The sequence below is a fragment of the Aquincola tertiaricarbonis genome (assembly GCF_000969605.1).
In the GTDB taxonomy this organism is placed as follows: Bacteria; Pseudomonadota; Gammaproteobacteria; order Burkholderiales; family Burkholderiaceae_C; genus Aquincola; species Aquincola tertiaricarbonis.
The window spans coordinates 1-22,636 of sequence record NZ_JZUE01000024.1; the positions used below are offsets into that span (position 1 = coordinate 1).

The following is a 22,636-nucleotide window of genomic DNA, read 5'->3' on the forward strand; positions in this document are numbered from 1 at the left end:
CCAGCGCCGCCAGCCATGCGGCATCTCGTGGCGCTCGTCGTGCACTTCGCCGTGCGGCGTGCCGTGCGTGGAGCCGCCGGCATCGGCGGGTGGATACAAGACCGTGCTCATCTCGACGCTCCTTCGCATGTCGCCCCTCCCCATGGGGCCCGGGCGCTGAGGGCAAGGCAGGTGCCGGAGGCGGCATCGCGTGGCCGACCCACCGCCGCGCAGCGCACGCCGACGCACGCCGCGGGCGGCCACCGCATGCGGCAAAACCTGCCGCGGTCAGCCGGCATGGCCGTTGCCACGTTCTGGGGCAACGGGGATCCTGCGGCAGCTCCTGCCGGTGCCCGACTGAAGTGGATGGACCATGAACACCTTGCATTCCGACCCGCCCACCGGCGAAGGGCCGGTCGGCTACGAACTGCGCTTCGAGTCGCTGACCGATCCAGGCCGGCGCTTTTCCTTCCCCTGCGACGCCGTGGGCACCGTGGACGACGCGGCGCTGAGCGAGGCGGCCCGCGCCAGCTACCACCGCGTGCTGTCGCTGGTGGGCCGCGAGTACGCCGCGCCGGTGGTGGTCCGGGTGTGACGCCGCGCGCCGGACGGCGGCGTCAGCCGCCCAGGTGCGGCCGCCGTCCTGGCTCAGCCCATCGGCTTGTAGATCGGCGGATCGGGCTCGGGGAACAGCGGGCGGGCCGGCTCCGGCCGGTGCTCCCACTGGCGCAGGCGCTTTTCCTGCCGCGGACCGTGGCGGGCCGGGCGCTCGTCGGGGCGGTGGGGCTGCATGCGGGTCACTCCTTCTTCGAAGGCGGCTTGAGCGCAATGGTGAGCAGCGCCGACGCCGGGCTGAGGGCGGTGATGGCGTAGGGCATGCCGCCCGGCACGTACAGCAGCTGGCCGGCCTCCAGCACCTGTTGCTGGCCCTGGGCGTCCACCCGCAGCCGGCCTTCCAGGCACTGCAGCGTGGCCTCGCCGGCCACCTGGTGCGGCGGCACGCCTTCGCCGGTGGGCAGCACCAGGCGGATCACCTCCAGGTCCTCGGACTTGAACAGCGCGGTGTTGCGCTCGCTGGCCAGGCGGTCGCCCAGCGGGCGCACGTCCACGGGTTCGACGGGTTGGGCATGCGGCAGGGCCATGGGCTGCGTTACTCCTGTGGGATGAGGAAAAAGGGGCCGGGCGCCGACGGCGTCAGCGCCTGCGGTTGAGCCACCAGATGGCGGCAGTGAGCGCGGTGGCGAAGCCCACCCAGCCGACGAAAGGCAGGGTGGCACGTGCGGCCACGCCGTCCACCCGGGCGGCGGCGCGTACCGCGGCGCTGCCGGTGCCCACCATGGCCGCGGCCACCAGCAGGCTGGCCGGCAGGTGGCGGGCGCCGAAGAACACCGCGCTCCAGCCGCCGATCAACGAGACATTGAGCGCCAGCCAGGCCAGTGCCTCGTGCCGGGCCTGCTGCTGCGGCAGGCCGGGTCCGCCCGGGGCGCGCAGCAGCCGATAGGCGGCCACGGCCAGGCCGCAGTCGATCAAGGTCCAGGCCGCGGGAATGACCGGGTCCGGCGGCTTCCACCGCGGCATGCGCAGCGTGGCATACCAGACGAAGGCCGCCGGCCGCTGCGGCCCGAAGGCCCAGCCTGCCGCCACCGGCAGCAGCAGCGCCCCGCTGGCCAGGGCCGCGGCCGCCAGCGGCGGCCAGGGCTCCCCCCGATGCAGGTTGGGCAGCGTCAGCCGCGTGCTGCTGGCAAGGGCGCGATGCGGGGCCGGTGTCATGCACCGCAAGCGGCAATCACCGTGCCGGCACGGGGCACGGCGCCTGCGGTCGGGTGGTGCGGGCGGGAGATCAGTCGAGCTTCAGCTGCAAGTCGCGGATCAAGGCGCCCCAGCGCTCCCGCTCGCTGCGGGCGAAGCGGTTCATGTCGTCGGGCGTGCCCGGCATCGCCTCCACGCCCAGCGCCTGGAACCGGGCCTTGACGAAGGTGCTGTCCAGCGCCTCGGCCAGGGCCTTGCTCAGCCGCGCCACGTTGGCGGGGGAAGCGCCGGCGGGCACCGAGAGCCCCTGCCAGGCGAAAGCCTCGAAACCCGCGACACCCTGCTCCTGCAGCGTGGGCACCTCGGGCAGCGTCTTCATGCGCTGGGCGGTGCCCACCGCCAGCGCCCGCAGCTTGCCGCCGGTGATCAGCGGCATGCCGCCGGCCGACTCCACCAGCATCCAGGGCACGCGGCCGCCCATCACGTCCTGCAGCGCCGGCGCGGCGCCACGGTACGGCACATGGCTGCCCTTGAGGCCCAGCCGGCGCAGCAGCGCCTCGGTGGCCAGGTGGTGCGGCGTGCCCGCGCCGGGCGAGGCATAGGCCACCTCGTTGGGCTGCGCCTTGAGCCAGGCCACCAGCTCCTTGAACGACCGGGCCGGATGGTCCGGCGCGACCACCGCGATCAGCGGGAACCGCACCAGCATGCCCACGCTGCCCAGGTCCTTCTCGGCGTTGTAGGGCAGCTTGCCGTACAGCCAGGGGTTGCTGGCCAGCGTGGCGAAGTCGCCCGTCAACAGCACATGGTCGGGGTCGCGCGACTTGGCCACGTAGTCGGCCGCGATGTTGGTGCCGGCGCCCGGCTTGTTGTTGACGATGATGGTCTGGCCGAGGATCTTGCCCATCGCCTCGGCCACGGTGCGCGCCACGATGTCGGAGCCGCCGCCCGGCGCCATGCCCACCACCCATTCGATCGGCTTGTTGCCTTGGGCAAGGCTGGGCCGGGGGCCGGCAAGCAGCGTGGCGGCCAGGGCCAGCAGGTGGCGGCGGTGCAGGAAGGATGCGGTCATGGTGTCTCCAATGCAAAGGGCGTGACGGGGCCGGCAGCCTGTGCCGGCCGCCTGGCAGGAACGACGGGTGACTCAATAGGCGCTGGTGGCGGCGCCGGCGCGGGAACCCGGCGCCGCAGCGGCATCCGGCGGCTTGAAGCGCCGGCACAGCGCGGTGGCCGCGCGCACCAGCAGCGTGGTGTCCACGCCCACCGCCACGAACAGCGCACCCGCATCGAGGTACTGCTGCGCCAGCGCCGGGTCGGCCGCCAGCACGCCCGGCGCCTTGCCCGCGGCACGTACGGTGGCGATGCCGTCGAGCAGCGCGCGCAGCACCTCGGGGTGGCCGGGCTGGCCGCGGTAGCCCATCGAGGCCGACAGGTCGGCCGGGCCGAAGAACACGCCGTCCACGCCCGGCACCGCGGCGATGGCCGGCAGCTGCTGCATCGCCTGCACCGTCTCGGCCTGCACCAGCAGGCACATCTGCGCATCGGCCTGGGCGATGTAGTCGTCCACGTGGTTCCAGCGCGAAGCCCGCGCCAGCGCGGCGCCCATGCCGCGGATGCCGGCCGGCGCGTAACGCATCGCGCGCACCATCAGCGCGGCCTGCTCGGGCGTGTCGATCATCGGCAGCAGCAGCGTCTGCGCGCCGATGTCCAGGTACTGCTTGACCAGCGCGACGTCGGCCTGCACCGGCCGCACCACCGGATGCACCGGATACGGCGCTGCGGCGCGCAACTGCGCGAGCACGCTGCGCGGATCGTTGGGCGCATGCTCGCCGTCGAACAGCAGCCAGTCGAAGCCGGTGGCGGCCACGGCCTCGGCGGCATTGGCGTCGGCCAGGCCCACCCACAGGCCGATCTGCGGCCGGCCGGCGGCCAGCGCATCGCGGAAGGTATTGCGCGGGATCTGCATCGGGCGGCTCGCTCAGGCGAAACGGAAGCTGACGGTGCCCAGCGGACCGTAGTCGGCATGCAGGCTGTCGCCCGCCACCGCCGGCGTGGGCCGGGTGAAGCTGCCGGCCAGCACCACGTCGGCGGCGTTCAGGCGCTCGTCGTGCGGCGCGATCTTGTTGGCCAGCCAGGCCACGCCGGTGGCCGGGTGGTTCAGCACGCCGGCGGCCAGGCCGGTTTCCTCGATCACGCCGTTCTTGAACAGCATTGCGCCCACCCAGCGCAGGTCCACCGCATCCGGCCGCACCGGCCGGCCGCCGAGCACGATGCCGGCATTGGCCGCGAAGTCGGAGATGGTGTCGAACACCTTGCGCGGCGCCCTCGTCTCGCGGTCGAACTGCTCGATGCGGGCGTCGATGATCTCCAGCGCGGGGCACACGTACTCGGTGGCGGCCAGCACGTCGAACAGCGTGACGCCGGGGCCGGCCAGCGGTCGGCCGAGCACGAAGGCCAGCTCCACCTCCACCCGCGGCGCAATGAAGCGGTTGAACGGGATGTCGCCGCCCTGCTCGAAGAACATGTCGTCCATCAGCGGTGCGTAGTCGGGCTCGGTGATCTGGCTGGACAGCTGCATCGCACGCGAGGTCAGGCCGATCTTGCGGCCCTTGATCGCGCGGCCTTCGGCCTGCTCGAGCTTCACCCATTCGCGCTGGATGGCATAGCCGTCGTCCACCGTCATCTGCGGATGGCGCTGCGAGAAGTGGCGCAGCTGGCGGCGCTCACGGCGGGCTTCGAAGAGCTCGCGGGCCAGGGCTTGCGTGGTGTCGGGGGGCAGCATGGTCAGGGCCTTGCAAACAGGGGATGGAGGTTGCCCAGCTTGGCGTCGAACACCTCCGGGCCTTCGTCGATCTGCAGCGTCAGTCCGAAGCGGCGCTCGGCCAGCAGCGGCCCGAAGTGCGCCGCGGTGGCCGCCTGCAGCGCCGCGCCGGTGGCCTGCTGCACCGCCGCGCTGCGGCCGCGGGCCATGCGCAGCGTGATGTAGACGAAGCCGGCATCGGCCACGCTGCCATCGGCCACCGCGAAGTGCGCGGCCGGATAGGCCAGCACCCGCACGCCGCCGGTGGGGAAGACCTGCGCGCCGGCTTCGTCGCGCACCGTCAGCAGCGCGTCGGCCAGGCTGCGGCACAGGCGGCCGATGTCGGCCGAGGCGCCGGTGGTGGGCGTGGCATCGTCGAGGTTGGCGGTGTACAGCACCACGATGTGCGGCATGGCAGGCGCCCCTTCAGAGCCGCGGCGCGGCCAGCGCGCGGTGGCGCGGCTCGCCGATGCCGCGCAGGTCGGCCGGCATCGGCTGCACCGGGAACAGGGCATTGATCTGGCCGGTGCCCGAGCTGGGGAAGAACGGCGTCACCACCTCCACCTGGCCGGCGTAGTGGTTCCAGCCGAGGGCGCCCAGCAGCATCGCGGTGTCGTGCATGAAGCCTTCGCCATGGCCCTTGGCGGCGTACTCGGGCAGCATGTCGCAGAAGTCGGCCCATTCGCCGCGCTGCCACATGTCGACCACGCCGTGGTCCAGCCGCTCCAGGAAGGGGCTCCACATGCGGTCGCGGAAGTCGTCGGCGGTGCCGTTCTGCGCGAAACGGTGGGAGAGTGATCCGCTGGCCAGCATCGCCACCGTGCCCTCGTAGCGGTCCTCGATCGCGCGGCGGAAGGCCCAGCCCAGCCTGGCGCTTTCGGCCAGCGTGTGCACCTGGCACAGCGCCGAGACCGACACCACCCGGTAATGCCGATCCGCATTCATGTAGCGCATCGGCACCAGCGTGCCGTATTCCAGCGGCAGCGTGGTGTTGCTGTGCGCCAGCGTCTGGATGCCGGCGGCATTGGCAGCCTCGGCCAGCAGGTGGCCCAGCGGCGCATTGCCGTCGTAGGCATAGGCCATGTTGCTGATGAAGTGCGGCAGCTCGTTGCTGGTGTACACGCCCTCGAAGCGCGGCGCGCAGTTGATGTGGTAGCCCGCGTTCACCAGCCAGTGGGTGTCGAACACCACGATGGTGTCCACGCCCAGCGCCCGGCAGCGGCGCTCGATCTCGAGGTGGCCGTCGATGGCCGCCTGCCGCCTGCCCTTGCCCGGGCCGTCGATCTCGCTCAGGTACATCGACGGCACATGCGTGATCTTGGCGGCCAATGCCAGCTTGCCCATGGTGTGCTCCTGCCGTGGCTTCAGGCCACGCCCCAATGCGGAATGTGGTGCGAACCCAGCGATACCGCCACGTTCTTCGGCTCCAGGAAGACTTCGTAGCTCCAGGTGCCGCCCTCGCGGCCGGTGCCGCTGGCCTTGGTGCCGCCGAAGGGCTGGCGCAGGTCGCGCACGTTCTGGCTGTTGACGAAGCACATGCCCGCCTCGATGCCGGCCGCCACGCGGTGGGCGCGGCCGATGTTCTCGGTGAACACGTAGCTCGACAGGCCGTAGGCGATGTCGTTGGCCTGGGCCACCGCATCGGCTTCGTCGGCGAAGGGAATCAGGCAGGCCACCGGGCCGAAGATCTCCTCCTGCGCGATGCGCATGCGGTTGTGCACGTCGGCGAACACGGTGGGCCGCACGAAGTTGCCGCGCGCCATCGCGGCCGGCAGCTCGGGCGCATCGAGCCCGCCGCACAGCATCGTCGCGCCCTCCTGCGTGCCCAGCTCGATGTAGCTGCGCACCTTGGCCAGGTGCGCGGGGCTGATCATCGGGCCGACGATCGTCTTCTCGTCCATCGGATCGCCCACCGTGATGCGGCGTGCCCGCTCAACAAAGCGGTCGACGAACTGCGCATACACGCTCTTCTGCACCAGGATGCGGCTGCCCGCGGTGCAGCGTTCGCCGTTGTTGCTGAAGATCATGAAGATGGCGGCATCCAGCGCGCGGTCCATGTCGGCATCGTCGAACACTACGAAGGGGCTCTTGCCGCCCAGCTCCATGCTGAACTTCTTCAAGCCCGCGGACTGCACGATGCGGTTGCCGGTGGCGGTGGAGCCGGTGAAGCTGATGGCGCGCACGTCCGGGTGGCGGCACAGCGGCTCGCCGGCCTCGCGGCCGTAGCCGTGCACCACGTTCAGCACGCCGGCCGGAATGCCCGCCTCCAGCGCCAGCTCGCCCAGGCGCGCGGCCGTCATCGGCGACAGCTCGCTCATCTTCAGCACCGCGGTGTTGCCGAAGGCCAGCGCCGGGGCCACCTTCCACGTGGCCGTCATGAAGGGCACGTTCCACGGGCTGATGAGCGCGCACACGCCCACCGGGTGGTACAGCGTGTAGTTCAGGTGCGTGGGCGTGGGATAGGTGTGGCCATCCACCCGCGTACACATCTCGGCGAAGTAGTGGAAGTTGTCGGCCGCCCGCGGGATCAGCTGCTTGCCCGTCTGCGAGATCACCTGGCCGGCGTCCATCGTCTCGGTGCGCGCGATCTCGGGCACGTGCGCGGCGATCAACTCGCCCAGCCTGCGCATCAGCCGCGCTCGCTCGGTGGCGGGCAGGCCGGCCCACTTGGGGAAGGCGGCCTTGGCCGCGGCCACCGCGGCGTGGACCTCGGCCTCGCCGCCAGCGGCCACTTCGGCCAGCACGTCCTGGGTGGCAGGGTTGACGGTCTCGAAGTAGTCGCGGCCTTCGACGGCGCGGCCGTCGATCAGGTGCTGGATGCGCATGCGCGGGTCTCCTTGTCGTGTGGCCGGTCTCAACGGCCGTGGTCGTCGTCGCCGACGATGGTGTTGACCAGCCGGCCGATGCCGTCGATCTCGGTCACCACCTCGTCGCCCATGTTCACGTTCACCACGCCGTCGGGCGTGCCGGTGAGGATCACGTCGCCGGCGCGCAGCGTCATGAAGCTGCTCAGGTACTCGATCAATGCCGGGATGTCGTTGACGAAGTCGGCGGTGCAGCCCTGCTGCGTGACGCGGCCGTTGACGAGCGTGCGCAGCGCCAGTGCATGCGGGTCGGGCACGTCGGCCGCCTCCACGAACCACGGGCCCAGCACGGTGGCGCCATCGCGGTTCTTCACGCGCAGGTTGGGGCGGTACCAGTTCTCGAGGTAGTCGCGCACCGCATAGTCGTTGCACACGGTGTAGCCGGCCACATGGCGCATGGCGTCCGCACGGCGGACGCGGCGGGCGGTGGCGCCGATGACCACGGCCAGCTCACATTCATAGTGCATGAACTGCACGCCCGCCGGACGGCGCGTGGCGCCGCGGTGGCCCAGCAGGCTGCCCGGGCCCTTGAAGAAGACCAGCGGCTCGTCCTGCGTGCTGACGGTGAGCTCCTTGGCCAGCTCCTTCACATGGTCGGCATAGTTCAGGCCCAGCGCGATGACGGTGCCCACCTCGAAAGGCGGCAGCCACACCACCTGCTGCTCGGCCAGCACGCGGCCGTCGGCCAGCTGCAGTCCGGCTTCATGCGGCACGGCGGCGTGCACCGCCCCCTGGTAGGCGACACGGGCGGTCTTCATGCAAGCTCCTCCTCGGTCACCACGGTGTGGCTCAGCTGGCCCAACCCTTCGATGGCCAGCGTGATGCGCTGCCCTGCCCTGGCCTGCGGTGCGCCGTGCGAGGCCCCCAGCAGCAGCAGGTCGCCGGGCTGCAGCGTCATGAACTCGGTGACGTCGGCGATCAACTGCGCCACGCCGCGCAGGCGGTCGCCGGTGTGGGTGAGCTGCATGCGCTCGCCATCGACATGCACCGTGGCCTGCAGCGCATCCGGCTGCGGCACCTGTGCGGCCGGCACGAAGCGCGTGGACAGTGGGCAGAAGCCGTCGCGGGCGACAAAGCGCACTGCCGGCCGGTAGTGGCTGGCCAGCGGCAGCCGCACCTCGCCGGCCAGCAGGTAGCCTGCCACATGCGACAGAGACTGCGAAGCCGCTATCCGGCACGCCGCGCGGGCGATGACGATGCCCAGCGAAGGCCCGCACTCCAGCGCATCGAAGCCCGCCGGCAGCACCAGCGGGTCGCCATCGGCGGCCAGCATGTGCCGCGGCCGAACCGCCAGCACCGGCGCCTGCGGCGGGGCCTTGTAGGGCGGCTGCGAGGCGGCTTGCCCCAGCGCCTCCAGCTGCGCCCGATGGTTCAGCAGGGCGCCGTACACCGTGCCGGTGAGGCGGTAGGGCGGCACTTCCAGATCGGGCAGGCAGCGGGCCATGGCGGAGCATCCGGCTTGATCACTAAGATGTGAGCAATGTATTCGCTAAGATGTGAGCATGTCAACCGAAAGAACGAGCGGGCGCAGCCAGCGCAAGCCCTCACGGCGCGGCACGCCGCCAGTCTTCACCCACCGCAACCTGCCGCTGCTGCTGCTGCAGGCGCGAGAAGGCGTGTTCGCGCATTTCCGGCCCATCCTGCATGCGCATGGCATCACCGAGCAGCAATGGCGCATCGTGCGGGCGCTGCTTGAAGAAGGCGGCCCGCTGGAGCCGCGGCAGATCGTGCAGGTGTGCCGCATCTCCAGCCCCAGCCTGGCCGGCATCCTGGCGCGGATGGACGAGCTGGGCCTGGTGGCGCGCGAGCGCCTGCCCACCGACCAGCGGCGCGTGATGGTGAGCCTGACCGCACGCAGCCGCGCCCTGGCCGAGACGATGGCGCCGCAGATCGAGGCGGTGTATGCCGAGATCGAGGCGCACATCGGCAGCGAGCTGATGGACCGCTTCTATGCGACGCTGGACGAGTTGATCGAGGTGCTGGGGGCGCTGCCTGAGCCAGGTGGTGAGTGAATTCGATCCGTTGACCGAGGCCAGGCGCCGGCTTTGTCCGACAGCAGCGCGCAGGATCGAACCTAAGCTTTTCTGCTGACAACGAACCCTGCCTGGAGCACCGACCATGTCCGCCCAAAAGCTTTCCAACCGCCGCATCCTGATCGTCGCCACCGATGGCTTCGAACAGTCCGAGCTGCTCGTTCCTCAACAGGAGCTGACGGACCTGGGTGCCACCGTGCATGTCGCCTCTCCGAAGAGCGGCTCCATCAAGGGCTGGAACCACACCGACTGGGGCCAGAGCGTGAAGGTCGACCTGGCACTGTCGGACGCCGACGCCAAGGACTACGACGCGCTGGTGCTCCCGGGCGGCCAGATGAACCCCGACGCGCTGCGTCTGGAGCCGGACGCCATCGCCCTGATCAAGGCCTTCGCCGCAGCCGGCAAGCCGGTGGCCGCCGTGTGCCACGCGCCCTGGCTGCTGATCGACGCGGGCCTGGTCAAGGGCCGCAAGGTGACCTCGTGGCCCTCGGTTCGCACGGACCTGGCGAATGCGGGCGGTGAGGTGGTCGACGAGTCGGCCGTGGTCGACCGCGGCATCATCACCAGCCGCAAGCCAGAGGACCTGCACGACTTCGTGGCTGCAATCGCTTCGCAGCTGGCCTGAGGCGGGGCGCCAGGGGCCTGTGCCGCCGGGCAGCTGCAGGGGCAGCCCGGTCACGAGGAAGCCCTCGTGCAGGCCCCTACCCCGCGCGTGCGGCCGCCGGCACCCTGGCCCCGCCGTCGGCCACCAGCACCGCACCGGTCACGAAGGCCGCATCGGCACTCGGCTGGCCCTCGGACGTGCCGGGGCTGTGGCCAAATAGCGCCCGTCTTTCCACCGCGCCGCCCGCCGGCGTGCCGAGGCGTGTCGCAAGCGCCCGGCCGCGCCGCAGGGCTCCGTCATGCCCCTGCACCCGTTGTACCGCCACTGCCTGCTGCTGTTGTTGTCCTGCTGCCTGGTGATGGGTATGGGGTTGGCCGTGATGGCACCGGCCGCCGCGCAGCCGCTGGCGGTGGACGAGCGTGAAGCCATCCCGCTGTGGCCGGCCGTCACGCTGCGCCTGGATGCCGAGCACACGCTGACGCTGGCCGACGTGCTGGCCAGCCCCGCGACCTTCCAACCGCATGCCGGCACCCCCGGCAATCTGGGCCGCATGCCCGCCACGGTGTGGCTGCGCATTCCGCTGCAGGTGGCCGGCCCCGCGCCGCAGCAGCGGGTGCTGGAGATCAACTACCCACCACTGGACCGGGTGGACGTGTACCTGGTGGCCGATGGCCGGCTGCTGTCGCAGGTGCGGATGGGCAGCTCGATGCCGCATGACCAGCGGCCGCTGCGCTCGCGCACCCTGGCCGCGCCGCTGGACCTGCCGCCGGGCGGCAGCGAGCTGATCGTGCGGGTGTGGGCGCGCAGTTCGGTGGTGCTGCCGATGACCCTGCGCACCCCGCCCGCCTTCGCGCAGCAGGAGTCGCGGGCCCAGCTGCTCCAGGGCCTGCTGGCCGGCCTGGCCATCGCCATGCTGATCTACAGCCTGGCCCACGGCGTGGCGCTGCGCGACGCGATGTTCGGCTTCTATGCGCTGATGCTGGCGGCCAATGCCGTGTTCTTCCTGTCCTACTTCGGCATCCTGGCCCAGCATGTGTGGCCGGACGATCCGGCGCTGGCGCAGGAGATCTCGCCGCAGGCGGTGCTGGTGGCGGTGTTCGGCGGCTCGGGCTTCATGGCGCGGGCGCTGCAGGTGCGCGACGTCAGCCGCTGGGCGGCCTGGGCGCTGCGGGCCATCGGCTGGACGGCGCTGGCCGGCCTGGCCGCCTACCAGCTGGGGCTGATGGACTTCCGCGCGGTTCAGGGACTGGCCACGATGATGGGCCTGCTGCCCACCAGCGTGGCGCTGCCGGTGGCCCTGGTGCGCGCCCGCCGGCGCGACCGCACGGCGATGGTGATGGTGGCCGGCTGGAGCATCTTCCTGGTGGGCACCGCGGCGCTGGTGGGCACCATCCTCGGCAAGCTGGAAGCCACCTTCTGGCCGCTGCATCTGTACCCGCTGGCCACCATGTGCGAGATGGCGGTGTGGATGGTGGTGCTGGCGATGCGCGTGCAGGCCATCCACCGACATGCGGAGCGCACCCGCATCGAATCGCATGCGCTGCGCAACCTGGCCCACACCGATGCCCTCACCGGCCTGCCGAACCGGCGCGGCCTGCACGACCGGCTGGAGCCGGCGCTGCAGGCCTGCAGCAGCGAGCAGCTGCTGGCCGTGTTCCTGCTGGACCTGGACGGCTTCAAGCCGGTGAACGACCTCTACGGCCACGACGTGGGCGATGCGCTGCTGGTGTCGGTGGGCCAGCGGCTGCAGCAGGAGCTGCGCAGCGCCGACGTGGTGGCCCGCCTGGGCGGCGACGAGTTCGTGGTGCTCGCCACCGGCCTGCCGGATGCCGACGCCGCCCAGGCGCTGAGCCAGAAGCTGCTGCAGGCCTTCGACGTGCCCTTCGATGCCGCGGGTCATGTGTGCCGGGTGGGCCTGACCATCGGCTATGCATTGGCGCCGCTGGACGGCCTGGCGGCCGACGACCTCATCAAGCAGGCCGATGCGGCCATGTATGCCGGCAAGCAGGCCGGCCGCCGCCGGGCCCAGCGCGGGCGCCCCGTGATGGCACCGGCCTGAGGCGCCACCGGGTGGCCTCGCCCGGGGTCACATCTCGTCGATCGCCGTCTGCGTACTCGGCTTGTCGCTGCCATCCACCGCGAAGCGGTCCCGCGTGGTCACGTAGAAGCTGGCGCCGAAGCGGCCCACCGGGTGGTAATCCTGCAGCCGCACGCGCCAGCGCTCGGTGTCGATCAGCCCTTCCCGCGCGGCCAGCCACACCACGCGGCCGATGAACACGTAGCGGCTGGGCGTCTCCATCGTCTCGTGCAGCACGCATTCGAAGGCCACCGGCGCCTCGGCGATGCGCGGCGGCGCCACCGCCCGGGACGGCACCGGCGTCAGCCCGGCATGCGTCAGCTCGCTCTCGTGCGGCGGCAGCCGGTCGCCGCAGGCATGCATGCGCCCGGCCATCGCCTCGTCGGTGATGTGCACCACGAACTCCCGCCGCGCCAGGATGTTGGCGGCGGTGTCCTTGAGCTGCCCGTCGGTCAGCCGGTTGATGCTGATCATCACGATCGGCGGGTCCTCGCCCACCATGTTAAACATGCTGAAGGGCGCCGCGTTCACCGTGCCGTCCGCGCCCAGCGTGGTCACCAGCGCGATCGGCCGCGGCACGATCAGGCTGGCCATCAGCTTGTAGCGGGCATAGGCGTCGAGCTGGCCGAAGTCGATGTCCATCAGTGTTTCCCGGTGTCGATGTCGATGCCGCCGCCCAGGCCGCCGCCGCCGCCGTCCTGCGCGCCGCGGCCCTGGCCGCCCCGCGTGCCGCTGCCGCCGCCGCGGGCACCGCCGGCCGGCGGGCGCAGCGGGCCCTGGCGCGGGATGGCCAGTTCCCTGGGCACCGGGTCCAGGTCCAGCACCTCGCGGATGAAGTTGCGCAGCGAGACCACGATCTCCGCGGTTTCCACCGGCCGGCCGGCGGCCATGTCGTTGGCCGCCTGCACCGCCAGCCGCACCTGTTCCTCGGTGCCCAGCAGGATGATGTCGGACAGCGCGGCCTCCACCGCATCGCGGATGCGGCGGCGGCGCTCGGTGCCCGCGGCGCCGTCGGCCTCGGGCCCCAGCGCACGCAGCTCGCGCCGGTGCGCCGGGTCCACCGCCAGGGTGCCGGTGAAGGAGCCGCCCAGCGTCTTGTAGGCGGCGATCAGCGTGCGCAGACGCTCGTTGATCTGCCGGTTCTCGCGCTGCCGGCGCTCCTGCACCGCCTGCATCACCACCAGCCGGATGCCCACCACCACCAGCGTGATCGCCACCACGCCGGCCAGCGTGGTGAGCAGGGCCTGCCAGGAGCTGAAGTCGAGCCCGCGCATGGCCTTGGCGCTCAGCGCAGCGCGCTGCCCATGAGGGACAGCGCGTTCAGGCAGCGCACCGCCTCGTGCACCGTGGCGCAGTCGATCGTGAGGGTGTCGGTGGCTTCGCGCCGCACCGTGGGCCACAGGGCGAAGGCATCGGCCAGCGCGGGCGTCTGGCACTGCAGCCTGAGCGCGATGCGTCCTTCGCCGCCCGGCAGCTGCAGGGGTGCCGGCGCATCGCTGGCCAGGCGCTGCACCGCCTCCTTCGCGGCCGCCTCGATCAGCGTGCGCGAGGATGGCGGCGACATCGATCGCCCGCTGCGCGCCCCTTCCGACCACTTCACCACGGTGCAGGCCACCTGCGGCATCAGGGCCGCGGCTTCGGCGGCGGTGACGTCGCAGCCGCTGACCATCAGCACCGGCGCGCCGAACTGGCCGGCCAGCGCGGCATACAGGCCGATCTCGCCCACCTCCAGCCCGTTGAGCCACACACGGGCGAAGGCGAAGCTGTTGGTGGTGTGGGCCAGCACGCCGGGCGCCTTGGCGCGGGCATGCCAGCCGATCATCAGCACGCCGTCCACCTGCTGGTCGACACCGGCCATCATGCCCAGCTGCCGCGGCTTGCCCTGGATGAGCTGGGCCCGCGGGTCGATCTCGTCGGCCAGCAGGTTGCCGAAGTGGCCGTGCGAATCGTTGACCAGCACCGTGCCGGCGCCGCCGGCAAAGGCACCGCGCACCGCGGCATCGGCCTCCAGCGTCATCCAGCGGCGCGCGCGTTCGTAGTCGCCGTTGCCGGCCTGCGTCTGCTCGGGCCGCCAGACGCCGGCCACGCCTTCGATGTCCACGGCGACCAGGACGGTGGGCTGCTGCTTCATGCGGAATCCTTGTGGAACAGGTGAGGCGCCACGTCGCGCAGCGACGGCCGGTGGTGGCCTTCGCGGCCGGTGACGGCGGTGGCCGCGAACAGCGCATGCAGGATGGCCTGCTCGGTGGCCTCGGCCGCGGCCTGGAACAGGCCGTCCAGCGCCGCCTCGTGCAGCAGCGGCAGCGCCGGCATGGGTTCGGTGGGCCGCTGGGGCAGCCGCATCGCGGTGCTGAAGGCCAGCGCGATGTCGCCGCTGCCGTGGCCATAGTCGCTGCCGGTGCGGGCCAGCCCGGCCGCCGCACGACGTGCCACGCGGGTGAGCTGGCGAGCATCCAGCGGTGCATCGGTGGCCAGCAGCATGATGATGGAGCCGCGCTCGGCGGCGGGCGCCTGCGGCGGCCTGCCCGGCAGCTGCATCGGCACCGCGATGCGCTGCCCGGCCACCGTCAGCGCGCCCGGCCGCCCCTGGTTGGCCAGCACCAGCGCACCCAGCGTGTAGCCGCGGCCCTGCCAGCGCACGCAGCGCGAGGCGCTGCCGATGCCACCCTTCAGCCCGTGGCAGGACATGCCCCGCCCCGCGCCCACGCTGCCTTCGTCGAAGCTGCCGCCGCCCTGCCGCGCGGCGGCCAGCGCCTGCAGCACATGGGCCTCCTGCAGCGGCAGCGCCTGCGCATCGTTGAGCCAGCCGTCGTTGCATTCGAAGACCAGCGGATTCACCGTCGGCAGGCTGCGCGCCAGCTCGGGCGTGTGGGCGATGGCATCGCGCACCAGGGCAGTGAAGGCGGTGCCCACGGCCAGGGTGCTCACCAGCGCGATGGGCGACTCCAGCGTGCCCAACTCCTGCACCTGCACCAGGCCCGCGCTCTTGCCGAAGCCGTTGATCACCGCCACGCCGGCCGGCAGCTGCTGCAGGAACAGGTTGCCCGGCTGCGGCAGCAGCACGGTGGCGCCGGTCTGCACCGGGCCGTCGGCCAGCGTGCAATGGGCCACAGAGACCCCTGCCACGTCGGTGATGGCATCCCGCGGGCCGCTGGGCAGCGTGCCCACCTGCGGCGCGCCCAGCCGGCTGCGGGCCGCGGCGCCGCCGGCCTCAGGCGCGGTCGAGCTTGGGGTCGAGTGCATCGCGCAGGCCGTCGCCCAGCAGGTTGAAGGCCAGCACGGTGACGAAGATCGCCAGGCTGGGAAACAGCGCCACGTGCGGCGCGTTGAGCATGTCGGCCCGGGCCTCGTTCAGCATCGCGCCCCACTCCGGCGTGGGCGGCTGCGCGCCCAGGCCAAGGAAGCTCAGGCTGGCCGCGGTGATGATGGAGGTGCCGATGCGCATGGTGAGGTACACCACCACCGAGGCCACCGTGCCCGGCAGCAGGTGGCGCAGCATGATGACCGAGTCGGGCGCGCCGATGGAGCGCACCGCCTCGATGTAGGTCTGGTGCTTGAGCGACAGCACGTTGCCGCGCACCAGCCGCGCGAAGGCCGGCACGCTGAACACCGCCACCGCCAGGATCACGTTGATCATGCCGCTGCCCAGGATGGCCACGATGCCGATGGCCAGCAGGATGCCCGGGAAGGCGAACAGCACGTCGCTCATGCGCATGACGATGCGATCCCACCAGCCCTGGTAGTAGCCGGCCAGCAGGCCCAGCAGCGTGCCCACCACCGCGCCCACCGCCACCGAGATGAAGCCCGCGGCCAGCGAGACGCGCGCGCCCATCAGGATGCGGCTGAAGATGTCGCGGCCCAGCGGATCGACGCCGAACCAGTGGGTGGCCGAAGGCGGCGAATTGAGCGCGTCGTAGTCGAAGAAGTTCTCGGCGTCATACGGCGCCAGCCAGGGCGCCAGCGCGGCGACGAGCACCAGCAGCAGCACGAAGCCGCCGGCCACCAGCGCCACGCGCTGCTTCCTGAACTTGCGCCAGAACTCGGCGGCCGGCGTGCGCACCGGCGTGGCCGTGGCAACAGATGGGGTATTCACTGGTATCGGATGGTCGGGTTGATCACGGCATACAGCACGTCGACCACCAGGTTGATGAGGATGAATTCGAGCGAGAACAGCAGCACCAGCGCCTGCATCACGGGGTAGTCGCGCATCTCCACCGAGTCGATCAGCAGCCGGCCCATGCCGGGCCAGTTGAACACCACCTCCACCACGATGGAGCCGCCCAGCAGGAAGCCGAACTGCAGGCCCATCATCGTGACGACCGGGATCAGCGCATTGCGCAGGCCGTGCTTGAAGATCACCCGCGCCTCGTCCAGGCCCTTGGCCCGGGCGGTGCGCACGTAGTCTTCCTTCAGGATGTCGATGAACGAGCTGCGGGTGAAGCGCGCCATCACCGCGGCCACGCCGGCACCCAGCGTGAGCGAAGGCAGGATGTAGTGCTGCCAGGTGTCCGCGCCCACCGTGGGCAGCCAGCCCAGCTGCACCGAGAACAGCTGCATCAGCAGCATGCCGAGTGCGAACGGCGGGAACGAGATGCCCGAGATGGCCAGCGACATGCCGGCCCGGTCAGGCCAGCGGTTGCGCCACACCGCCGAGGCGATGCCCAGCACCAGCCCCAGCAGCACCGACCAGCCCATGGCGGCGACGGTGAGCCAGAAGGTGGGCGCGAAGCGCTCTGCGATCTCGGCCGATACCGGCCGCTGCGTGCGGATGGACTTGCCGAAGTCGCCCTGCAGCGCATGGCTGAAAAAGCGCACGAACTGGATGTGCAGCGGCTGGTCCAGGCCCAGGTCGCGGCGCACCAGTTCCACCGTCTCCGGGCCCGCGTCCACCCCCGCGGCCAGCCGCGCGGGGTCGCCGGGCAGCAGGTGCACGAAGCCGAACACGAACACCGCCACCAGCAGCAGCGTGGGCACCAGGCCCAGCAGCCGCTTCAGCAGATAGCTCAGCATGTCACTTCAGCTCGACGTCGTCGAAATTGAAGCTGCCGTCGGGGATGACGTAGAAGCCGGCCAGGTTGCGCGCACGCACCGACACCAGCCGCTCGGTCACCAGGAAGGCCCAGGGCGCGTCCTTCCAGATCTGCTTCTGTGCATCGGCATACAGCCTGGCCTTCTCCGCCTTGTCGGTGGTCACCAGCGACTTGGCAATGGCCTGGTCCACCACATCGTTCTTGTAGTACGCGGTGTTGAACAGCTTGGGCGGGAAGGATTCCGAGGCCAGCAGCGGGCGCATGGCCCAGTCGGCCTCGCCGGTGGAGGACGACCAGCCCACGTAGTACATGCGCACCGGGGCGGTGGCCGGGTCCTGCGCGCTTTCCACGCGCTCCACCCGCTGGCCGGCTTCCAGCGCCTGCACCTGCACCTTGATGCCCACCTGGGCCAGCTGCTGCTGCACGAACTGGATCACCTTCTGCGCGGTGGTGTGGTTGTAGGCCGACCACAGCGTGCTCTCGAAGCCGTTGGGATAGCCGGCCTGCTTCAGCAGCTCGCGCGCCTTGGCCGGGTCGTAGGGCCACGGGCCCAGCTTGGCCGCGTATTCCACGCCCTGCGGCAGCACGCCTTCGGCAGGAATGGCATAGCCGGAGAAGGCCACCTTGACCAGCGCTTCCTTGTTGATGGCGTAGTTGATGGCCTCACGCACCCGCGGGTCGCTGAACGGCTTGTGCTGCGTGTTCATCGACAGGTAGCGGTGGATGATGGACGGCGCGGCCGTCACTTCCAGGCTGGGCTTCTTCTGCAGCGTGGCCACCGCCTCGGGCGGCACCGGGAAGGCGAAGTGCGCCTCGTTGGTCTGCATCACCGCGGCGCGGGTGTTGTTGTCCACCACCGGGCGCCAGGTGATGGAGTCCACCTTCGGGTAGCCCTTGCGCCAGTAGTTGTCGAACTTCTCCACCTTCAGGTAGTCGGTGGCCTTCCATTCCACGAACTTGAAGGGGCCGGTGCCCACCGGGTTCTGCGCGATGCCCTTGTTGCCGTACTTGGCCAGCGCGGCCGGCGAGATGATGACGCCCGACGGATGCGCCAGCGAGTTGATGAAGGGCGAGAACGGCTCCTTCAGCGTGAAGCGCACCGTGGCCGCGTCCACCGCCTCGGTCTTGGCGATGTTCTTGTAGAGGTTGTAGCGCTTGAGCTTGTTCTCGGGGTTGGTCACCCGGTCGAACGTGGCCTTGACCGCCTCGGCATTGAAGGGCGTGCCGTCATGGAACTGGATGCCGGTCTTCAACTTGACGGTGAACACCAGGCCGTCCTTGCTGGCGGTGTAGCTGTCGGCCAGCACGGGCACCATCTTCATGTCCTTGTCGAAGCCGAACAGGCCCTGGTAGAAGGACTTGGCCACGGCCTGCGACAGGGTGTCGTTGGCGTCGTACGGGTCGGTGGTGGTGAAGGTGGACGGCACGGCCACCACCACGTCCTTGGCGGCGTGGGCGGCCACGGCGGTGCCGGCGATGGCCAGCGCGGCGGCCAGGCGGGTGAGCTGTTGTCTATACATCTGGTACTCCTTACTACGACTGCTACTGCTACTTCGGAAACGGGTCCGGGCCGAAGCCGGCCTTGCTTTCAATACGCGCCGCCTACCGGATGGCGGGCAACGAAATGCCCCGGCGCCACCTGCGCCAGCGGCGCGACGGTGGGCGGGTCGCCCAGTGCACGCACCGGGCTGGCGATCTCGTCGGACAGCAGCTCGCGCTGCTTGCGGCGGGTGGGGTCGGCCACCGGCACCGCCGACATCAGCCGGCGGGTGTAGGGATGCTGCGGGTTCTCGAACACCGCGCGGCGCGGGCCGATCTCCACGATCTGGCCCAGGTACATCACCGCCACCCGGTGGCTGATGCGCTCCACCACCGCCATGTCGTGCGAGATGAAGAGGTAGGCCATGCCAAACTCCTGCTGCAGGTCGAGCAGCAGGTTGATGATCTGCGCGCGGATGGACACGTCCAACGCCGACACCGCCTCGTCGGCGATCACCACCTTGGGGTTGAGCGCCAGCGCGCGGGCGATGGCGATGCGCTGCCGCTGCCCGCCCGAGAACTCGTGCGGATAGCGGTGCGCGGCCTCGGCTGGCAGGCCCACCTTCTCCAGCAGCCAGCGCACCCGCTCCTGCGCCTTGTCGGCCGGCATCAGCTTGTGGATGAGCAGCGGCTCCATCACCGAATAGCCCACCGTCAGCCGCGGGTCGAGCGAGGCATATGGGTCCTGGAACACGAACTGGATGTCCCGCCGCAGCGCCTGCAGCGCCGCGCCTTCCAGCGGCGCGATGTCGCGGCCGGCCACTTCCACGTGGCCGCCCTGGTGCGCGATCAGGCGCGCCAGCGAGCGGCCGGTGGTGCTCTTGCCGCAGCCCGATTCGCCCACCAGGGCCAGCGTCTCGCCGGCCTGCAGCTCGAAGCTGATCTGCTCCACCGCATGCACCTGGCGCTTGACGCGGCCGAACACGCCGCTGCGCAGCGGGAAGCGGGTGACGAGCTTGTCGACCTTGAGCACCGGAGGCAGGTCGCGGCGCACGCTGTCGGGCATCAGGATCTGCTCGCCGGCCGCATCGACCAATGCCTCGCCCGGCAGCGCGAAGCGGGCCGGCAGGTCCTGGCCCTGCATCGCGCCCAGCTGCGGCACCGCAGCCAGCAAGGCCTGGGTGTAGGGCTGCCGCGGCTGCGCGAACAGCGAGCGGCAATCGCCCTCCTCGATCTTGTCGCCGCGCTTCATCACCAGCACGCGGTCGGCGATCTCGGCCACCACGCCCATGTCGTGGGTGATGAAGATCACGCCCATCGCCAGCTCCTGCTGCAGCTGGCGGATCAGCGCCAGGATCTGCGCCTGGATGGTGACGTCGAGCGCGGTGGTGGGCTCGTCGGCGATCAGCAGCGTGGGCCGGCAGGCCAGCGCCATCGCGATCATCACCCGCTGCCGCATGCCGCCCGACAGCTGGTGGGGGTGCCGGCCCAGCACCTCGCGCGATTCCGGAATGCGCACCAGGTCGAACAGGCGCAGCGCTTCGGCCATCGCCTCGGCCTGGCTGCGGCCCTGGTGCAGCACGATGCTCTCGGCCACCTGCTGGCCGACGGTGAACACCGGGTTCAGCGAGGTCATCGGCTCCTGGAACACCATGGCCACGTCGGCACCGCGCAGCGAGCGCATCTGTGCCGGGCTCGCCTGGGCGAGGTCGATGCGCTCGCCATCGCGGCGGGTGAGCCACATGCGGCCGCTGTCGATGCGGCCACCGCCATGCTCCACCAGCCGCATCAACGCGAGTGACGAAACCGACTTGCCCGAGCCCGACTCCCCCACGATGGCCAGCGTCTCGCCGGCGTCCACGTGGAAGCCCAGGGACCGCACCGCCTGGAAGCGGCCCTGCTCGGTCTTGAAGCTGACGCTGAGGTCTTCCACCTCCAGCACGCGGCGCAGCGCCGCCGGCACGGCGGGCTTGTTGTTCATGCGCCCTCCTCGTCGGCATAGATGGCCACCCGCACTGGCTGGCCCACGCGGGCCCAGCCGCGGTACATGCCTTCGGTGTTGAAGGGCAGCGTGACATGGCCCTGCGCATCCACCGCGATCAGCCCGCCGCGGCCGCCCAGCGGCGGCAGGGTGTCCATCACCACGCGGCGCGCGGCCTCTTCCAGCGGCAGGCCGGCGTAGGCCATCAATGCGGAGATGTCGTGCGCGGCCAGCGCGCGCATGAAGGCCTCGCCTGCGCCGGTGCAGGACACGGCGACGGTGCGGTCGTTGGCATAACAGCCGGCGCCGATCAGCGGTGAATCGCCGATGCGACCGGGCCGCTTGTTGGTCATGCCGCCGGTGGAGGTGGCGGCGGCCAGGTGGCCCTGGGCATCGAGCGCCACCGCGCCGACGGTGCCGAACTTGGCGCGCTCGTCCAAGGGGGCGGCCTGCGCCGCCTGCGCCGCGGCGCCGTCGTGGTCCAGCGCCATCGTGTCGCCGGCCTGGGCGGCCTGCATCGTGCGCAGCTGCTGCAGCCGCGCCGGCGTGCCGAACCAGTCGGGCGACACCGTCTCGCAGCCCTGCCGCACCGCGAAGCGCTCGGCGCCCTCGCCGATCAGCATCACCGCGCCGCCTTCTTCCAGCAGCGCCCGCGCGGCCAGCACCGGATTGCGCAGCGTGCGCACGCCGGCCACCGCGCCGGCGGCCAGGTCGCTGCCGCGCATCACGCAGGCATCGAGCTCATGCCGTGCCTCGGCGGTGTACACCGCGCCGCGCCCGGCATTGAACAGCGGGCATTCCTCCAGCTGGCGCACCGCTTCGGTGACCACGTCGAGCGCATCCGCGCCCTCGGCCAGCATGGCCTGGCCGGCACGCAGGATGGTGCCCAGCGCATCGCGGTAGGCGGCCTGCTGCTCGGCGGAAATGGTGGCGCGCGACAGGGTGCCGGCGCCGCCATGGAGCGCGATGACCGGCACGGGACGGGAACTCGAAGAACTCATGGCGATTCCTTGCGGGCCGAGGGCCTGCGGCCCGGCCCGATCTGCAGCCAGGGCAGCACGCCACTGGCCATCTCCTCGGCGCGCTGCACCGCGCCGGTCGTGTTGTGCACCAGGGCCGCCACCAGGGCTTCCAGCAGCGCCAGCACCGTGGCATTGCTGGTGGAGGCGATCTGGCGGTTGACGCGGGCATACAGCACCACGTCGGCCAGCGGCACCAGCGGCGAAGTGGGCTCGTCGGTCAGCGCCAGCACCTTGACGCCGCGCTCGCGCGCCAGCCGGGTGAGCAGGATGGTGTCTTCCACGTACCGCGGGAAGGCCAGTGCGATAAGCACGTCGGCCGGCCCGCGCTTGACCAGCTGCCGCGCCGCATGGGAAGGCCCGCCGGCCTGCGCCAGGCTGCTGACGCGGGAGCAGTACGGCTCCAGCTCATGCTGCAGCAGCCCGGCCAGGTAGGCGCTGCTGCCCCAGCCCAGCGTGAGCACCTGCTCGGCCTCGGCGATCAGCCGCACCGCGGCTTCGCAAGGCTGCTGCTGCAGCGCCTGCAGCGTGTGCTCCAGGTTGCCCAGGGTCTCGCCCAGCGAGGCGGCCATCGCCTGCGGGATGCTGGCGCCGTGGCGCAGGTTGCTGCGCAGGCTTTCCACTGGCGCCAGGATGGCCTCGAAGCCGCGGGCCAGTTCGGCACGGAACTGCGGATAGCCCGCGAAATGCAGCGCCCGTGCAAAGCGGTTGGCCGTGGCCACCGAGACCGACACCTCACCGGCGAACTCGTCGATGTTGAGCGTGGCGGCACGGAACGGATGCGCCAGCACCGCCTGCCCCATGCGCTGCAATGCCGCCGGCATGCCGGGCATGGCGGCAGCCACTTGCTGCAGCACCGGCAGGGCAGCGAAGCGGCCCGACCAGTCGGCGGGATGAACAGGGGTCGGCATGAAAACAGGATTACAGAAAGCAATAGCTTCTGGAAAGCAACTTACAGGCCGACTGTACCGCCCCAGCCCGGTGCGCGCCCCGGCGTTATCCCCCAAAGGTGTGTCTATAATCG

At 71.1% G+C, this 22,636-nt stretch carries 25 protein-coding genes; 4 read left to right on the forward strand and 21 right to left on the reverse strand.

The genetic code is table 11. The features are described from left to right. Positions 1-352: 352 nt before the first annotated feature. Entirely contained in the window at positions 353-574 is a 222-nt protein-coding gene (locus tag VO99_RS22055; RefSeq protein WP_046115105.1) for a hypothetical protein, read from the forward strand. A 53-nt stretch (positions 575-627) separates the two neighbouring features. Here VO99_RS22055 and VO99_RS30440 read toward each other — a convergent pair whose 3' ends face one another. The 11 genes from VO99_RS30440 to VO99_RS22105 all read right to left on the reverse strand — a co-directional run bounded on the left by VO99_RS30440 (position 628) and on the right by VO99_RS22105 (position 8,833). After that, the gene (locus VO99_RS30440) at positions 628-771 is read right to left on the reverse strand and encodes a hypothetical protein (protein ID WP_157039700.1); all 144 of its coding nucleotides are present in this window, start codon (positions 769-771) and stop codon (positions 628-630) included. Between the two features lie 5 nt (positions 772-776). Next, positions 777-1,121 carry a cupin domain-containing protein gene (locus tag VO99_RS22060; protein ID WP_046115106.1) on the reverse strand — a complete coding sequence of 115 codons (345 nt, stop codon included), beginning with the start codon at positions 1,119-1,121 and terminating at the stop codon, positions 777-779. Between the two features lie 52 nt (positions 1,122-1,173). Further along, positions 1,174-1,749 carry a TspO/MBR family protein gene (locus tag VO99_RS22065; protein WP_052736547.1) on the reverse strand — a complete coding sequence of 192 codons (576 nt, stop codon included), beginning with the start codon at positions 1,747-1,749 and terminating at the stop codon, positions 1,174-1,176. Positions 1,750-1,819: 70 nt separating this feature from the next. Further along, positions 1,820-2,797 (reverse strand): Bug family tripartite tricarboxylate transporter substrate binding protein, encoded by a 978-nt coding sequence (locus tag VO99_RS22070; protein WP_046115107.1) that lies wholly within the window; start codon positions 2,795-2,797, stop codon positions 1,820-1,822. Between the two features lie 72 nt (positions 2,798-2,869). Continuing rightward, positions 2,870-3,691 carry a 4-hydroxy-2-oxoheptanedioate aldolase gene (hpaI, locus tag VO99_RS22075; RefSeq protein WP_046115108.1) on the reverse strand — a complete coding sequence of 274 codons (822 nt, stop codon included), beginning with the start codon at positions 3,689-3,691 and terminating at the stop codon, positions 2,870-2,872. 12 nt (positions 3,692-3,703) lie between these two features. Then, the gene (gene hpaH / locus VO99_RS22080; protein WP_046115109.1) at positions 3,704-4,507 is read right to left on the reverse strand and encodes a 2-oxo-hept-4-ene-1,7-dioate hydratase; all 804 of its coding nucleotides are present in this window, start codon (positions 4,505-4,507) and stop codon (positions 3,704-3,706) included. Positions 4,508-4,509: 2 nt separating this feature from the next. Beyond that, positions 4,510-4,938, reverse strand: a complete 429-nt coding sequence (locus VO99_RS22085; RefSeq protein WP_046115110.1) for a 5-carboxymethyl-2-hydroxymuconate isomerase — start codon at positions 4,936-4,938, stop codon at positions 4,510-4,512. 13 nt (positions 4,939-4,951) lie between these two features. Then, on the reverse strand, positions 4,952-5,869 hold the full coding sequence (gene hpaD / locus VO99_RS22090) for a 3,4-dihydroxyphenylacetate 2,3-dioxygenase (protein ID WP_046115111.1): 918 nt from the start codon (positions 5,867-5,869) through the stop codon (positions 4,952-4,954). A 20-nt stretch (positions 5,870-5,889) separates the two neighbouring features. Further along, complete coding sequence (gene hpaE, locus VO99_RS22095) at positions 5,890-7,350, reverse strand: 5-carboxymethyl-2-hydroxymuconate semialdehyde dehydrogenase (protein ID WP_046115112.1); 1,461 nt, start codon at positions 7,348-7,350, stop codon at positions 5,890-5,892. Between the two features lie 29 nt (positions 7,351-7,379). Then, a complete protein-coding gene (locus VO99_RS22100; RefSeq protein ID WP_046115113.1) occupies positions 7,380-8,147 on the reverse strand; it encodes a fumarylacetoacetate hydrolase family protein in 768 nt (255 codons plus the stop codon). Next, a complete protein-coding gene (locus VO99_RS22105; RefSeq protein WP_046115114.1) occupies positions 8,144-8,833 on the reverse strand; it encodes a fumarylacetoacetate hydrolase family protein in 690 nt (229 codons plus the stop codon). The genes VO99_RS22100 and VO99_RS22105 overlap by 4 nt, the downstream gene beginning before the upstream one ends. 58 nt (positions 8,834-8,891) lie before the next feature. Here VO99_RS22105 and hpaR point away from each other — a divergent pair, with 58 nt between their 5' ends. The 3 genes from hpaR (at position 8,892) to VO99_RS22120 (ending at position 12,085) form a co-directional block, all read left to right on the forward strand. Further along, a complete protein-coding gene (gene hpaR, locus VO99_RS22110; protein ID WP_046115181.1) occupies positions 8,892-9,401 on the forward strand; it encodes a homoprotocatechuate degradation operon regulator HpaR in 510 nt (169 codons plus the stop codon). A 106-nt stretch (positions 9,402-9,507) separates the two neighbouring features. After that, positions 9,508-10,047 carry a type 1 glutamine amidotransferase domain-containing protein gene (locus VO99_RS22115; protein WP_046115115.1) on the forward strand — a complete coding sequence of 180 codons (540 nt, stop codon included), beginning with the start codon at positions 9,508-9,510 and terminating at the stop codon, positions 10,045-10,047. 277 nt (positions 10,048-10,324) lie between these two features. Beyond that, entirely contained in the window at positions 10,325-12,085 is a 1,761-nt protein-coding gene (locus VO99_RS22120; RefSeq protein ID WP_046115116.1) for a diguanylate cyclase, read from the forward strand. 27 nt (positions 12,086-12,112) lie between these two features. Here VO99_RS22120 and VO99_RS22125 read toward each other — a convergent pair whose 3' ends face one another. From VO99_RS22125 to VO99_RS22170, 10 genes are all read right to left on the reverse strand, one after another. Next, entirely contained in the window at positions 12,113-12,745 is a 633-nt protein-coding gene (locus VO99_RS22125; RefSeq protein WP_157039701.1) for a flavin reductase family protein, read from the reverse strand. After that, complete coding sequence (locus VO99_RS22130; protein ID WP_046115118.1) at positions 12,745-13,377, reverse strand: hypothetical protein; 633 nt, start codon at positions 13,375-13,377, stop codon at positions 12,745-12,747. The genes VO99_RS22125 and VO99_RS22130 overlap by 1 nt, the downstream gene beginning before the upstream one ends. 11 nt (positions 13,378-13,388) lie before the next feature. Beyond that, complete coding sequence (locus VO99_RS22135; protein ID WP_046115119.1) at positions 13,389-14,234, reverse strand: M55 family metallopeptidase; 846 nt, start codon at positions 14,232-14,234, stop codon at positions 13,389-13,391. Further along, a complete protein-coding gene (locus VO99_RS22140; RefSeq protein WP_083440831.1) occupies positions 14,231-15,346 on the reverse strand; it encodes a P1 family peptidase in 1,116 nt (371 codons plus the stop codon). The genes VO99_RS22135 and VO99_RS22140 overlap by 4 nt, the downstream gene beginning before the upstream one ends. After that, entirely contained in the window at positions 15,315-16,196 is an 882-nt protein-coding gene (gene gsiD / locus VO99_RS22145; protein WP_375136414.1) for a glutathione ABC transporter permease GsiD, read from the reverse strand. Before gsiD ends, VO99_RS22140 begins: the two co-directional genes overlap by 32 nt. Next, positions 16,193-17,113 carry a glutathione ABC transporter permease GsiC gene (gene gsiC / locus VO99_RS22150; protein WP_046115121.1) on the reverse strand — a complete coding sequence of 307 codons (921 nt, stop codon included), beginning with the start codon at positions 17,111-17,113 and terminating at the stop codon, positions 16,193-16,195. The genes gsiD and gsiC overlap by 4 nt, the downstream gene beginning before the upstream one ends. A gap of 1 nt (position 17,114) precedes the next feature. Beyond that, entirely contained in the window at positions 17,115-18,653 is a 1,539-nt protein-coding gene (gsiB, locus tag VO99_RS22155) for a glutathione ABC transporter substrate-binding protein GsiB (RefSeq protein ID WP_083440832.1), read from the reverse strand. Positions 18,654-18,721: 68 nt separating this feature from the next. Then, complete coding sequence (locus VO99_RS22160; protein ID WP_046115122.1) at positions 18,722-20,593, reverse strand: dipeptide ABC transporter ATP-binding protein; 1,872 nt, start codon at positions 20,591-20,593, stop codon at positions 18,722-18,724. After that, positions 20,590-21,594, reverse strand: a complete 1,005-nt coding sequence (locus tag VO99_RS22165; RefSeq protein ID WP_046115123.1) for an isoaspartyl peptidase/L-asparaginase family protein — start codon at positions 21,592-21,594, stop codon at positions 20,590-20,592. Before VO99_RS22165 ends, VO99_RS22160 begins: the two co-directional genes overlap by 4 nt. Continuing rightward, positions 21,591-22,523, reverse strand: coding sequence for a MurR/RpiR family transcriptional regulator (locus tag VO99_RS22170; protein WP_046115124.1), 933 nt, complete (start codon positions 22,521-22,523; stop codon positions 21,591-21,593). Before VO99_RS22170 ends, VO99_RS22165 begins: the two co-directional genes overlap by 4 nt. Positions 22,524-22,636: the final 113 nt, after the last annotated feature.

Excerpts from the sequence above, each read along its gene's own strand:
- VO99_RS22125 (WP_157039701.1), bottom strand. The coding sequence starts at position 12,745 with ATGGACATCGACTTCGGCCAGCTCGACGCCTATGCCCGCTACAAGCTG.
- hpaD (WP_046115111.1), bottom strand. The coding sequence starts at position 5,869 with ATGGGCAAGCTGGCATTGGCCGCCAAGATCACGCATGTGCCGTCGATG.
- hpaH (WP_046115109.1), bottom strand. The coding sequence starts at position 4,507 with ATGCTGCCCCCCGACACCACGCAAGCCCTGGCCCGCGAGCTCTTCGAA.
- hpaR (WP_046115181.1), top strand. The coding sequence starts at position 8,892 with ATGTCAACCGAAAGAACGAGCGGGCGCAGCCAGCGCAAGCCCTCACGG.
- VO99_RS22055 (WP_046115105.1), top strand. The coding sequence starts at position 353 with ATGAACACCTTGCATTCCGACCCGCCCACCGGCGAAGGGCCGGTCGGC.
- VO99_RS30440 (WP_157039700.1), bottom strand. The coding sequence starts at position 771 with ATGCAGCCCCACCGCCCCGACGAGCGCCCGGCCCGCCACGGTCCGCGG.
- VO99_RS22085 (WP_046115110.1), bottom strand. The coding sequence starts at position 4,938 with ATGCCGCACATCGTGGTGCTGTACACCGCCAACCTCGACGATGCCACG.
- VO99_RS22165 (WP_046115123.1), bottom strand. The coding sequence starts at position 21,594 with ATGAGTTCTTCGAGTTCCCGTCCCGTGCCGGTCATCGCGCTCCATGGC.
- VO99_RS22140 (WP_083440831.1), bottom strand. The coding sequence starts at position 15,346 with ATGCACTCGACCCCAAGCTCGACCGCGCCTGAGGCCGGCGGCGCCGCG.
- VO99_RS22135 (WP_046115119.1), bottom strand. The coding sequence starts at position 14,234 with ATGAAGCAGCAGCCCACCGTCCTGGTCGCCGTGGACATCGAAGGCGTG.
- VO99_RS22100 (WP_046115113.1), bottom strand. The coding sequence starts at position 8,147 with ATGAAGACCGCCCGTGTCGCCTACCAGGGGGCGGTGCACGCCGCCGTG.
- VO99_RS22160 (WP_046115122.1), bottom strand. The coding sequence starts at position 20,593 with ATGAACAACAAGCCCGCCGTGCCGGCGGCGCTGCGCCGCGTGCTGGAG.
- VO99_RS22170 (WP_046115124.1), bottom strand. The coding sequence starts at position 22,523 with ATGCCGACCCCTGTTCATCCCGCCGACTGGTCGGGCCGCTTCGCTGCC.
- VO99_RS22115 (WP_046115115.1), top strand. The coding sequence starts at position 9,508 with ATGTCCGCCCAAAAGCTTTCCAACCGCCGCATCCTGATCGTCGCCACC.
- gsiC (WP_046115121.1), bottom strand. The coding sequence starts at position 17,113 with ATGCTGAGCTATCTGCTGAAGCGGCTGCTGGGCCTGGTGCCCACGCTG.
- VO99_RS22060 (WP_046115106.1), bottom strand. The coding sequence starts at position 1,121 with ATGGCCCTGCCGCATGCCCAACCCGTCGAACCCGTGGACGTGCGCCCG.
- VO99_RS22070 (WP_046115107.1), bottom strand. The coding sequence starts at position 2,797 with ATGACCGCATCCTTCCTGCACCGCCGCCACCTGCTGGCCCTGGCCGCC.
- VO99_RS22065 (WP_052736547.1), bottom strand. The coding sequence starts at position 1,749 with ATGACACCGGCCCCGCATCGCGCCCTTGCCAGCAGCACGCGGCTGACG.
- gsiB (WP_083440832.1), bottom strand. The coding sequence starts at position 18,653 with ATGTATAGACAACAGCTCACCCGCCTGGCCGCCGCGCTGGCCATCGCC.
- hpaE (WP_046115112.1), bottom strand. The coding sequence starts at position 7,350 with ATGCGCATCCAGCACCTGATCGACGGCCGCGCCGTCGAAGGCCGCGAC.
- VO99_RS22105 (WP_046115114.1), bottom strand. The coding sequence starts at position 8,833 with ATGGCCCGCTGCCTGCCCGATCTGGAAGTGCCGCCCTACCGCCTCACC.
- hpaI (WP_046115108.1), bottom strand. The coding sequence starts at position 3,691 with ATGCAGATCCCGCGCAATACCTTCCGCGATGCGCTGGCCGCCGGCCGG.
- VO99_RS22130 (WP_046115118.1), bottom strand. The coding sequence starts at position 13,377 with ATGCGCGGGCTCGACTTCAGCTCCTGGCAGGCCCTGCTCACCACGCTG.
- VO99_RS22120 (WP_046115116.1), top strand. The coding sequence starts at position 10,325 with ATGCCCCTGCACCCGTTGTACCGCCACTGCCTGCTGCTGTTGTTGTCC.